A 12,495-nucleotide genomic window follows, 5' to 3' on the forward strand; every position below is an offset into this window, starting at 1 on the left:
CGAGGCGTCCCGGCGGGCCGGGCCCGCTAGACCCGCAGGACCCGTTCCAGGGGCACCGCCTCCAGCCCGTGAGCCTCGGCCACGGGCCGGTTGGTCAGGTGCCCCTCGTGCGTGTTCAGGCCCAGCGCCAGCGCCGGGTCGCTCCGCAGCGCCTCCCGCCAGCCCAGGTGGGCGATCGCGAGCGCGTAGGGGACGGTCACGTTGGTCAGCGCGTACGTCGAGGTGTGCGGCACCGCGCCCGGCATGTTGGCCACGCAGTAGAACACCGAGTCGTGCACCCGGTACGTCGGTTCGGCGTGGGTGGTGGGCCGGGAGTCCTCGAAGCAGCCGCCCTGGTCGATGGAGATGTCCACCAGGACCGATCCCGGTTTCATCCGCGAGACCAGCGCGTTGTCGACCAGCTTGGGCGCCTTCGCTCCCGGTATCAGCACCGCGCCGATGACCAGGTCCGCGTTCAGCACCGCCCGCTCGATCTCGTACGTGGTGGAGGCGATGGTCTTGCAGTGGCCCTTGTAGATCACGTCCGCCTGGCGGAGCCTGTCGATGTCGCGGTCCAGCAGCAGCACCTCCGCCTGCATGCCCAGCGCGATGACCGCCGCGTTCATGCCGGAGACCCCGGCGCCGATCACGACCACGCTGGCCGGGTGCACGCCCGACACCCCGCCCATCAGCACCCCGCGCCCGCCGCCCTGGCGCATCAGGTGGTACGCCCCCACCTGGGGGGCGAGCCGCCCGGCCACCTCCGACATGGGGGCGAGCAGGGGCAGGAAGCCGTTCGCGTTCTGCACGGTCTCGTAGGCGATGCCGGTGACCCCGGCGTCGAGCAGCGCGCGGGTGCACGAGGGGGAGGCGGCCAGGTGCAGGTAGGTGAAGAGCACCTGGCCCTTGCCCATCCGGTGGTACTCCTCGGGGACCGGCTCCTTGACCTTCAGGACCAGCTCGCCCGCCGCCCACACGTCGTCGGCCGAGCCGAGGATGGTCGCGCCGGCGCTCTGGAAGTCGGCGTCGGGAATGGAAGACCCCGCCCCGGCGTCTTTCTCGACGAAGACCTGATGACCGTGCCGGACGAACTCGTGGGCCCCGGCCGGGGTCAGCGCCACGCGGTACTCGTGGTTCTTGACCTCGCGGGGAACGGAGATCTTCACGGCTCCTCCAAGGGTGGGCGCGTGTCCTCTTCTTCACTGTGCGTTCCCCGAAAGGGAGCAGTCACGCGCAAGGCGGCAGGAATGGGGTCAGGGCCGATGACATTCCGTCAGTGGTCGTCGACGTCCGGTCTCCGGGCGCTCGTCGTGACGTGCGGGGTTACCGGCTCCCCGCGACGATCGGTAGGCTCGCCGCGAACAGGTGCGAGGAATACGGGGATATGACGATGGGGATGCACGCGGGCCAGGGCGGGCCGCCCGTACCGCAGGGACCTCCAGCCGGGCCTGACGACCCCTCTGACGAGTCGCGGTCCCCGTCCGGCTCCTATGACGCCTTCACCCCGCCCGGCCGCTCTGGCGCCTCACCTGGACGCCACGCCCGCGGTGCGGGGAGGCGGGACGACGATCCCCTCGCCGGGTCCGGTGGTCCGGCCGACTCCGGCGACCAGGGTCGCGGTGATCGAGGGTCCGGCGGCCCCACCTTCGACGCCTTCGGCACTCCCGGTCCCGGTCCCGGCCCTGGTTCCGGTACTGGCCCTGGTTCCGGCCCCGGTCCTGTGCCCGGTCCCGGCCTCGGTTCCGGCCCCGGTCCTGGCGGTTCCGGCTTCGACGCTTTCGGCGGTTCCGGGTCCGGCTCCGGTGGCTCCACCTTCGACGCCTTCGGCGGTCCCGGCCCCGGTTCCGCTCCTGGGCTCAGTCCCGCTCCCGGTTCCGGCGACTCTGACTTCGATGCTTTCGGCGCTAGAAGTTCTGGTTTCAATGCTTTCGGCAGCGGTGCTGGTGGGGGACTCGGCGATCCCGGCCCCGGCGATACGAGGTTCGGCGATCCGGCCTTCGAGGGGACCGCTTTCGGCGGGCAGGGCTCCGGCGATCCGAGGGACCCCGGGGGCCACCCCGCTCTGGGAGGCCCCGTTCCGGCGGGCCCGGTTCCCGAGGGCCCGGGTGGTCCCGGCGCCGATCCTCTCGCCCCCATCGAGGGCCAGGCGCCCACCGTCCAGGGACCCGGCGAGCCGGGCGCTCCCGGGACCGGCGGGCGGCGGGCCGGGGAGTCACCGGACGGGACGCCCAAGGCGAGCCGGGTCACCACCGCGATCCTGGTGACCGTCCTGGTCCTCGTCGTGTTGATCACCGGTGTGCTCGGCACCATCGCGGTGCTCATGACCCGCAACCCCGACATGCCGCTCGGTGGCACGCCGCCCAAGCGGCTGGCGGTCCCCCTCCACTTCGCCCCGGTGACCGAGGCGAAGCCCGGGGCCTGCACGGCTCCGGAGACCTACCCCGACGACCTCGGGCAGACCTGCTACTCGGTCGAGGCCGGGATCAACGTGAACGCCGTACGGAAGATCGAGGCGATCCAGGAGAAGAGCGGCGCCTACTCGGTCAGGATCGCGTTCGCGCCCGCCTTCCGCGAGCAGATCAACGACCTGACCGCGGAGGCGGTCGACCAGGAGGACCCGGTCAGGCAGCAGATCGCGATCGTCGTGGGAGACAAGGTGGTGGCGGCCCCCCGGGTCGCCCAGGCGATCACCGACGACAGCCTGAGCATCGCCGGTTCCTTCACCAAGGAGGAGGCGGACGCGATGGTCGTCAGGCTGCTCGGCTCCGGGGCCGTCGTCCCGCAGCCGGCGGGCACGCAGCCGACCCCGTCGGTCTTCACCCCCCCGGACGGCGCAACCACGCCCCCTCCGGCCGACCAGCAGCAGCCCGTGAACCCCCCGGCGAGCCAGCCCGCGAGTGCCCCGGCCAACCAGCCCGTGGCCCCTCCGAACAGCAGCCCGGCCACCAACCCGATCACCACGAACACCGCCGGGACCGACGCGAACCGCCCGGCGGACACCACCGGTGACTCCTCCGCGAACGCGTCCGGCGAGGGCACCGACCGCAGGTTTCCCACCTGCAAGGCCGCGCGGGAGAACGGCAACGGCCCCTACACCCGGGGCGTCCACGAGGAGTACCAGTGGTACATCGACGGCGACGGTGACGGCGTCGCCTGCGAGCAGGCGGAAACCGGCTGACCCCGGCCGGCGCGGTGCCCCCGCGCCGTAAGGGCCCGCGCCGCGAGGGGGATCACCCCTCCAGGGCGATGTCGTGGGGGCGGATGGGCACCCTGGGCAGCCGCAGGCCGGTGGCGGCCCGTACGGCGGCGGCCACCGCGGGGGTGGAGGAGAGCGTGGGCGGCTCGCCCGCGCCGCGCAGGCCGTAGGGGGCGTTCGGGTCGGGATACTCCAAGATCGACAATCGCATGGGCGGCATGTCGAGGATGGTGGGGATCAGATAGTCGGTGAACGACGGGTTGAGCACCAGCCCGTCGCGGACCTGGATCTCCTCCATCAGCGCGAGCCCCAGCCCCTGGGCCGAGCCGCCGTGGATCTGCCCCTCCAGCGCGAGCGGGTTCATGATCTTACCCACGTCCTGGACGGCCGCCAGCTCCACCACCTTGACCAGCCCCAGCTCCACGTCCACGTCCACCACGGCCCGGTGGACGCACAGCGCGAGCTGGGTGTGCGAGTCGCCCTGCCCGGTGAGCGGGTCCAGGGGGAAGGTGGGCCGGTGCCGGTACTCCCTCGTCTCCTCCACGGCCCCGGCCCGCTCCAGCGCCTCCACCAGCGACGACCCGTCGCTCGTCAGCTTCGCCAGCCGTTCCCGCACGGCCTCGCAGGCCGCCCTGACCGCGCCGCCGGTGACGTACGACTGGCGGGACGCCGACGAGGACCCGGCGGAGCCGACGGAGGTGTCCGCCTTCGCGACCGTCACCGCGTCGATCCCCAGCTCGGTCCTGGCGATCTGCTCCTGGACCATCAGCAGGCCCTGCCCCACCTCGGCCGCCGCGGTGTGCACCAGGACGTGCGGCTCGCCGCCGATCAGCTCCACCCGCACCCGGGCGGTCGAGTGGTCGTCGAAGCCCTCGGAGAAGCAGATGTTCTTGATGCCCACGCCGTACCCGACACCGCGCCGCACCCCCTCGCCGTGGGTGGTCTGCGAGACGCCGCCCGGCATGTTCAACAGGTCGGGGACGTCCGGGGTGTCCGGGACGTTCTGGACGGGCAGTGGCATCGCGGCGAGTTCCCTGAGCATCTCGGCCAGCGGCGCGGGCGAGTCGATCACCTGCCCGGTGGCCAGCACCGACCCCTGGGAGACGGCGTTGCGGATCCTGACCTCGACCGGGGAGATCCCGCACGCCTCGGCGAGCCTGTCCATCTGCGACTCGTACGCGTAGCAGGCCTGGACCGCGCCGAAGCCGCGCATCGCGCCGCAGGGCGGGTTGTTGGTGTAGACGCCGTAGGCGTCGATCCACACGTTGTCCACCTCGTACGGGCCCACCCCCAGCGAGGCCGCGTTGCCGACCACGGCCGGGGAGGTGGAGCAGTAGGCGCCGCCGTCCAGCAGGATCTCCGCCCTGACGTAGAGCAGCCTGCCGTCGCGGGTGGCGCCGTGCTCGTAGCGCATCCGGGCCGGGTGGCGGTGGACGTGCCCGTAGAAGGACTCCTCGCGGTTGTAGACGATCTTCACGGGGCGGCCGGTACGCAGGGCCAGCATGCACGCGTGGACCTGCATGGACAGGTCCTCGCGGGCGCCGAACGCCCCGCCCACCCCGGCCAGCGAGAGGCGTACCTTCTCCTCGGGGAGCCCCAGGCACGGCGCGATCTGCTCCCGGTCGGAGTGCAGCCACTGCGTGGCGATGTACAGGTCCACCCCGCCGTCCTCGGCCGGTACGGCGAGCCCGGACTCGGGGCCGAGGAAGGCCTGGTCCTGCATGCCGACCTCGTACTCGCCGGTGACGACCACGGGGGCCTCGAACGCCGAGCCGACCCGGATCGGCTGGTGGCGCACCAGGTTGCCGCTCTCGTGGACCGTGGGGCAGGAGGCGTCGAAGGCGGCCCGGCGCGGGTCGGTGACGGCCTCGCGGACCTCGTACTCCACGACGACGGCCTCCGCCGCCCGCCTGGCGCGCTCGGGGTGGTCGGCCGCGACCAGCGCGACCGGCTCGCCCTGGTAGCGGACCTGGTCGACGGCGAGCACCGGCTGGTCCCTGAGGTCAAGGCCGTAGAACTTCGCGCCCGGCACGTCCTCGTGGGTGAGGACCGCGTACACGCCGGGCATGGCGAGCGCGGGGCCGATGTCGATCGAGCGGATCCACGCCGACGGGTGCGGGCTGCGGAGGGTGACCCCCCAGATCATGTCCGCCAGGTACAGGTCCGAGGAGTAGGCGAACTCGCCCGTCACCTTCAGCGTCCCGTCGGGACGCAGGACGCTCTCGCCGACGCCGTGCCGACGCCGTGTCTCGATGCCGCTCATCCCAGCAGTACATCAGCCCGGCCCGGGAGAGGACAGGGCAGGCACGACGGAACGCGGGGGGTGGCCGTTGGCGACTCTTGCGGTTGCGCCCGGCCTCTGTGTCCTTGATCGCTTACCGGGGGATCAGCGGACCGTCGTCCGGCCCGGGGCCGTGACGGGCTTCCCGCCGGAGTCCGGCATGACCGTCTCCTCGATCAGCCCGGGGGAGTGGCCGGTTTTTCCCGGGAGTCCAGGACGGCCGCCTCCTCCATCAGCGCCTGCTCCTCCACCTCCGCGTTTCCCGCCTCCCGGGCCATCGCCAGGGAACGTGCCAAATAGGCCGAGGCGGGCTCCGGCTCGCCGAGGAGCCGGTGGGAGCGGGCCAGGCCGAGCAGCAGGTACGGCTCGGCGACGTTCAGCCGTACGGCGCGCGCGCAGTCGAGGGCGGCCTCGAAGGACGCCTTGGCCGACGCGGCGTCCCCCAGGTTGAGGTAGAGATTGCCGAACCTGTTGTGTACGGAGGACTCCTGGTAGACATTGCCGCTCGCACGGCACTTGAGCAGGGCCTCCTCCAGCGCCGTCAGCGCCTGTTCGAACCGGCGCAGTCCGTTGTATCCCGCCCCGAGCATGGTGAGCGCGTAGGCCTCGCCCGACTTGTGCCCGATCGCGTTCGCGATCTCCCGCTGCTTCTCCGCGCAGTCGATGGCCTTCTGGTAGCGGTCGAGTTCCAGGTAGTTCATGGCGAGACTGCCCAGCGCCTTCTGCTCGCCGTGCGCGTCGGAGAGGCGGCGGCACAGGATCAGCTGCCGCCGGAAGTGGGGCAGGGCCTCCGCCGGGCGGTTGACCGCGTTCCGCAGGATGCCCTCCATGTGGTGCGCGTTCGCCTCGATGCTGTGGTCGCCCAGCCTCCGGCCGACCGCGAGGGTCCGCGGGCTGATCGCGAGGAGCCAGGGGAGGAGAGCGGCGTGGTGGAGGTGCCAGAACAGCGCGAAGACCAGGGCGACGCCGAGCCGGGCGGTCCGCTCCCGGGGGGCGAATATCGCCTGGGAGACGGCGGACAGCAGGTTGGCCTGCTCCCGGTTCAGCCAGTCGCGGGCCTCCTCGACGGAGGTGAGCGGGAGGGGCTCGGCGTCGAGGTCGACGTCCACCGAGGCCGGGCGGGGGTAGCGGCCCAGCTCCATGGCCAGGCGGACGGTCCCGACGTACGAGCTCAGCGCCCGCTCCAGCATGGCGTCGCGGTCGGCCTCCGAGTCCTCGCTCGCGGCCTGTTCCCTGGCGAACAGCCGGACCAGGTCGTGCAACCGGTATCTTCCGGGCTCGTCCATCTCGGAGAGATGCGCGTCGACGAGTCGTTCCATGGCGTGTTCGGCCGTGTCGGACGGGATGTCGAGCAGGGTGGCGACGATGTGCGCGGTGACGTCGCCGGTGTGCAGGACGCCGAGGGCGCGGAAGGCGCGGGCGGCCGTCCGGTCGGGCTGGTGGTCGCTGCCGGCGAGCATGTCGTAGCTGACGGCCAGGCTGGACCGCACCGCGAGATCGCCCGCGGCCAGTTCCCGGAGTCGTCCGTGTTCGTCGTCCAGCCGTTCCACCAGGTCGGTGACGTTCCAGCGGGGCCGGTTGGCGAGCCGGGCTCCGGCGATGCCGACGGCCAGTGGCAGGCCTCCGCACAGATCGATCAGGCGTCCGGTGGCCTGGGCGTCGTGGGCGACGCGTTCGGCGCCGATGAGCGTGGCGAGCATCGCCGAGGACTCGGTGCGCCGCATTCCGGAGATGGGCACGCGGGCGCAGTCGTCGAGCAGGGTGAAGCTCTCACGGCTGGTGGTCAGGATCGCGTTGCCCCGCGGGACCGACAGCAGCGGGCGGATCTGCGCCTGGTCGGCGGCGTCGTCGAGCACGACGAGCGTCCGGCGCTCGTCGAGCTCGCCGCGCCACAGGGCCGCGGCCTCCTCGACGTCGGCGGGGATGATGTGCGGGGAGACGCCGAGGTCGCGCAGGAACCTGGTGAGCACCTCGATCGGTTCGAGGCGTTTCATGCCCGGGGTGGCGCCGCGCAGGTTCACGTACAGCTGCCCGTCGGGGAAGCGGTCGCGGACCAGGTGCGCGGCCCGGATGGCCAGGGTCGACTTGCCGGATCCGGGCGCTCCGGTGATCGCGACGACGTGATGGGGCGGGGAGTCGTCGCGGGGGGAGAGCAGCTCTTCCAACCGCGCCAGCTCCTGCGCGCGCCCGACGAAGCCGACGGGGTCACGCGGCAGCTGACGGGCCGTCTTCCTCTCCGCCGCCGCACGGTTGCGGGAGCGTCGCGTGTGCGCCGGCCTCAGGGTGGGGGAGGTCGCGGGCAGGGGCAGATCGGACAGGGGGACGGCGCGCAGGATCAGCTCGTGGCACCTGCGGAGACTCTCGTGCGGCTCGATGCCGAACTCCTCCGCGAGCAGGCGCCGGGTCTCCCGGTAGACCCTCAACGACTCCGCCTGCCGCCCGCAGTGGTAGAGCGCGACCATGTGCAGCTCCCGGAGCCGCTCGCGCAACGGGTGCTCCGTGACCAGGGTGGCGAGCCGGGCGGCGGCGTCCTGCGGGTGTCCGAGCAGGAGCAGCAGCTCCGCGTGCAGCTCCAGCGCGACCAGGTGCAGCTCTCCCAGTCTGTGCCGCTCGAACTCGGCGAACGGGCCGGGGATCCCGCTCAGGCACGGCCCCCGCCACAGTTTCAGCGCGTCCTTCAGAAACCGCAGGGCCGTCTCGTGGGAGCCCTCGGCGTGTGACCTCTGCGCCTGGCCGAGGTGTTCTTCGAACACCGCGGCGTCCACCTGGCCGGGTTCGAGGCGCAGCGCGTATCCGCCCGAGGCGGAGACCAGCAGCGTGGAAGGTTTTCGTGAGTCGCGGTCCGGCTCCAATGTTCGCCGCAGCTTGGAGACGTACGTGTAAACGCTCTGTTCCGCGGTCTTCGGCGGATCCGTTCCCCATACGCCGTCGATCAATTGGTTTTTGGTGACCACCCGCCCGGTATTGGCGGCCAAGGCGCAGAGAATCGCCTGCTGCCTGGGCTCTCCCATGTCAAGGTCGTCGGAGAGTCTCCGGACGATCACCGAACCCAGCATGTCGATGTGGAGATCCCCCGGCCGAGGGTCGTCGCTCATCCTCGGGCTTTCGTCGGTCCTGCCCATCCGGGTCTCCACGTGTGGTCAAGCGTGGCGCGGCGAATTCGCGAAAGCCAAGTCTAACCGATGCTTTTCGCGGCGAAGTGGAGGTTGTGGCTCCCCTGTCCGGATGCCGGGAGAACGTGGACGACAATGATTCCGATCACTTCTCGAACACGCCCGATCACATTTTGTGTCCGGGCCGGAAGGGCTGTGGAGTCGGCTAAGGGTTTAGGCCGGACGCGTATCTCCGGGGGCGTCCGCGGGAGTGATCGGCAGCCATTCCGGGAGTTCGAGAACCGGATGGCGTTCGTGGTGTTCTCGGTTTCGCGAAATGTCCGTGACGGCCCCCGTGAGGAATCGGCCTGACCGCTGTGGACCGGGCGCGAAACGCGGAACGGCCGAACGGTCGAACGGTCGAGATCGAAACGCCGAAGGCGCGCCCCCGCCGGCCGGGGAGAGGGCGTCCCGCGAGCTTGGCCGACACGCACGGCGAACGAGGGCTCCCGGAAGAGGTCGTCATCGGCTCCGGAGAGGGAGCCGCACGGCAGGCGCCCGCGCACGAACGGGATTCCCGGCTCCGAGGCTAGATGATCCCCGCCTTGGCGATGCGGACCCCCGCCTGGAGCCTGCTGTGCGCCCCGATCCGCTCCATCGCGTTGGCCATGTGGCGGCGCACGGTGCGCGAGGTCAGCCCGAGCCGGCGGCCGATCACCTCGTCCGTCATGCCCTCCGCGGCCATTCGCAGCACGGTCTTCTCCTGCTCCGTCAGCGAGAACGGCGGCTTCCACCCCCGGGGCCGCGGTTCGGCGCGTGACCAGACGTGCTCGAACAGGTCCCCCAGCAACGAGACCAGCACGGGAGCGCGCACCATGCCCATCCGGGACGCGTGACCCGTCAGGGCGATGTGATCGTCGATCACCATGAATCTCTCGGAGATCATCGGGTCGACCCTCAGCTCCACGGACGAGGGAAAACCGGCCGTTTCGTACGGTGAGTCGACCACGATCCTCGTCCGCACTCCCGGCGGGATGGCGGCGGAATCGAAAATCTGGAGAAACGTAGCGTTCTTCCCTGGCTCAGGAAGAAACATATCTATTGTCCGCTTCGCGGAGGAGCAGAGGGTTTCGGCGTCGTGGCGGGCGTGGGACCGCTCTCCCGTCAGGGGAGGGGTCGGCAAGGAGTGGGTCATACGCTCCTCACGAACCGTGCCGGACCGGACGTGTCCGTGTTCCTTCCGGGGGGCGTCACCGCCGGGCCGGGCCGTGACGGGTTTCCGGGGCGCCTTACGCCGGGAAAAAGGCGTTCCGTGCCGGGGAAGGGTTGGAGAACGGCGTGCGCGTGGGATCGGTCGTCGCCGTCGTACGCGCGTGAGGGGGAATCGCGCATCGATGGTCCCTCCATCCTGTCGTCCGTGTCGGTGGTGACAGGGGAGGCGCTTGTGAAAGGCCTTCTCGGGCCGGGCCCGGAGAGGCGAACCCCCGTCACCGGTCTTCGCCGGATCCTTCCGGAATTCTCGCTGCCCCACTGTCGCAGGCGATCCTAGAGATCATCTAGAGACGCTCGCGGGCGCGGACAGCGTGAGCCGTGTGAGCCGCGTGTGATGGATGAGAGGCCGGAGCGAAGGGAGGCCGGACAGGGGAGGGAATGCGGGCCGATCGCTCTCGCGCCCTTACCGCGGGCGGATCATGTTTCCTGTTTTCCGCGGGTTGTGCGTATTCCCGGTTTTCCGTGAACCGAAATAGCCGAATGCTTTTTTGTGTCGGCCGCAAAACGACCGTTCGCCTTCTCCGGATCGAGCTGGCCGCTTTAGGACATCGGCTTGATGGTGAATCAGTTCAATATATTTTCGAGAGTGACGACTGGTTCTGAACATGAAGGTGCGAAAGGATGACGCCTATAGGCGCGGGATTCGCGAGGTTCGTGAGCCGACCGGCCTGCGGACCGGTCGGCGACGAAGGGTGAACGGAACGGTACGGCGCCGGCGAGAGGCTGACTGGCCGTCACCCTCGGCCCGGGCCGTGTGGCCCCCGAGCGTGACCTGCGATGAGGTCCACGTATGTGACGGGAATCATACGCGCGTGTTCCTCCGGCCGGGATCCTCCGTGAAGAACAACGATCTTCGCGGAAGGGTTCGGACCCCGGCTCGGCCGCGATCGGTGACGCCAACCGTTCGGGGCGCGGACGCCCCGGTGTTCGATGGTTCCGTCTCGCTGGAGCGTGCACGGCGGACGCCTGCACGCTCACGCCGGTGCGAGCGCACCGGTCCCGCCGGGTGGAGTGGCTCACTGGCTGAAAGCTCTCCACGGGAGGCGGGTGGGGTTCTTCGAGTTCCTTGTCCTGGGTGACGGGCTGAGCCTTCGCTCAGAGTCCGTGTCCCCAGCCCAGCTCGGCGTGGGCGCTGATCGTCTGCAAAGAATACTCGCTGGTGTCCTTCGGGGGGGCAGACGGATCAGCACTCGCGGTCGTAGCATTGCCAGTGACGGCAAAAGCAGCCGTAAATAGCAGGGCGAGGGCAGACAAGGCAAGACGTCGGCGCACGGGGAGACTCCTGTCGTAGGTTCTGCTGCTCAAATGATATCTTTCAAGGGGTAACGTGACTGGTCAAGACTTGGTGGGTCAGCGCATCAAAACCGTCCGTCGGCAACGTGGTCTTTCCCAGGCACAGCTCGCTCATCCAGAACTGTCGGACAGTTACGTCTCTCTGATCGAGAGTGGCAAGCGTACTCCGACCCCCGCGGTGCTGGAGCTCCTCGCCGAAAAACTCGACTGCTCCCTGACGTATCTGATCAACGGCGTCACCGCCGAGCAGATGCAGGAGATCGAGCTCGCGCTGAGCTACGCGCAGATGGCCTTCGACAACGGCGAGGTCGTCGAGGCCCGCACCCGCTACGCCGAGCTCCTCGAGGACAGCGGCCTGGCCGGCCTGCCCCAGCTGCGGCAGAACGTCGAGTACGGCCTCGCCCTCGCGACCGAGGCCTGCGGAGACCTGGACCAGGCGATCGCCCTGCTCAACGGGCTGCACGAGAGCGACTCGACGTCCACGAGCCCCGAGCGTCACATCGCGGTCGCCGTCGCGCTCTCGCGCTGCTACCGCGAGGCGGGAGACCTGACCCGGGCCAGGGAGATCCCCGAGCGGATCCTCAACGGCGCGGTCCGGCCCGTCTGGACCGACGGCCTCATGAGGCTGGGCATCCAGCTCCTCGCCGCCTACATCGACCGCGGCGACCTGCTCAGGGCCCGCCAGTTCTCCGCCGAGCTGACCGCCGCCGCCGAGCTCCTCGGCACCCCGCTGGCGCTCACCCTGGCACACTGGGAAGCCGCGATCATCGCCATCGAGACCGGTCACCCCGACGAGGCGGTCACGCACGCCGAGCGCGCCCTGGCCATCCAGTCCGAGCACGGCACCCTGTGGCGGCTGGCCCGGCTGCGCAACGACTACGCCCAGGTCATGCTGATCGCCCGGCCCATGGAGGCCAAGACCTGGCGCGACGTGCTGCTGAAGGTGGAGAAGGAGCTCGCGGAGAGCTCCGCCAGCTCGATCGACAAGATGCGCTGCGCGATGAACCTCGTCCGGGTGGAGCTGCTGCTCGCCCGCCCCGAGCGGGCCGAGGAGCACATGCGCTTCGTCTGCGGCCTGCTCGACGGCATGCCCAAGGCCCTGCAGGCGGAGGCCCGCCTGCTGCACGGCGAGACCCTCGCGGCGCTGGGCCTGCGGGCGGACGCCTCGCGGGAGCTCTCCGCCGGGGCCGAGTGCCTGGAGCAGGCGTCGGAGACCCACTTCACCGCCCAGGCCTGGCTGACCGCGGCCCGGGTCCTGGAGCGGATCGAAGAGCCCGATCGGAGTGTCGACGCCTACAAACGGGCGCTGGCCTGCGTCGGACTGTAGATCGGGACGGCGAGGGCGGCCTCGCCGGAGGGGGTGGATCGGACAGGGGGGTCGA

The 12,495-nt window shown here is 70.5% G+C and carries 6 protein-coding genes; 2 read left to right on the forward strand and 4 right to left on the reverse strand.

The features are described 5' to 3' along the window. Positions 1-26: 26 nt before the first annotated feature. A complete protein-coding gene (ald, locus tag ABT053_RS20695) occupies positions 27-1,145 on the reverse strand; it encodes an alanine dehydrogenase (protein WP_350970720.1) in 1,119 nt (372 codons plus the stop codon). A 554-nt stretch (positions 1,146-1,699) separates the two neighbouring features. Here ald and ABT053_RS20700 point away from each other — a divergent pair. Beyond that, on the forward strand, positions 1,700-3,157 hold the full coding sequence (locus ABT053_RS20700) for an excalibur calcium-binding domain-containing protein (protein ID WP_350970721.1): 1,458 nt from the start codon (positions 1,700-1,702) through the stop codon (positions 3,155-3,157). A gap of 52 nt (positions 3,158-3,209) precedes the next feature. Here ABT053_RS20700 and ABT053_RS20705 read toward each other — a convergent pair whose 3' ends face one another. From ABT053_RS20705 to ABT053_RS20715, 3 genes are all read right to left on the reverse strand, one after another. After that, a complete protein-coding gene (locus tag ABT053_RS20705; protein ID WP_350970722.1) occupies positions 3,210-5,438 on the reverse strand; it encodes a xanthine dehydrogenase family protein molybdopterin-binding subunit in 2,229 nt (742 codons plus the stop codon). Between the two features lie 194 nt (positions 5,439-5,632). Beyond that, positions 5,633-8,551 (reverse strand): AfsR/SARP family transcriptional regulator, encoded by a 2,919-nt coding sequence (locus ABT053_RS20710; RefSeq protein WP_350970723.1) that lies wholly within the window; start codon positions 8,549-8,551, stop codon positions 5,633-5,635. A 586-nt stretch (positions 8,552-9,137) separates the two neighbouring features. Continuing rightward, a complete protein-coding gene (locus tag ABT053_RS20715) occupies positions 9,138-9,494 on the reverse strand; it encodes a helix-turn-helix domain-containing protein (RefSeq protein ID WP_350970724.1) in 357 nt (118 codons plus the stop codon). 1,671 nt (positions 9,495-11,165) lie between these two features. Here ABT053_RS20715 and ABT053_RS20720 point away from each other — a divergent pair. Beyond that, a complete protein-coding gene (locus ABT053_RS20720) occupies positions 11,166-12,440 on the forward strand; it encodes a helix-turn-helix domain-containing protein (RefSeq protein ID WP_350970841.1) in 1,275 nt (424 codons plus the stop codon). Positions 12,441-12,495: the final 55 nt, after the last annotated feature.

The sequence above is a fragment of the Streptosporangium sp. NPDC002524 genome, assembly GCF_040295985.1.
Taxonomy (GTDB): domain Bacteria; phylum Actinomycetota; class Actinomycetes; order Streptosporangiales; family Streptosporangiaceae; genus Streptosporangium.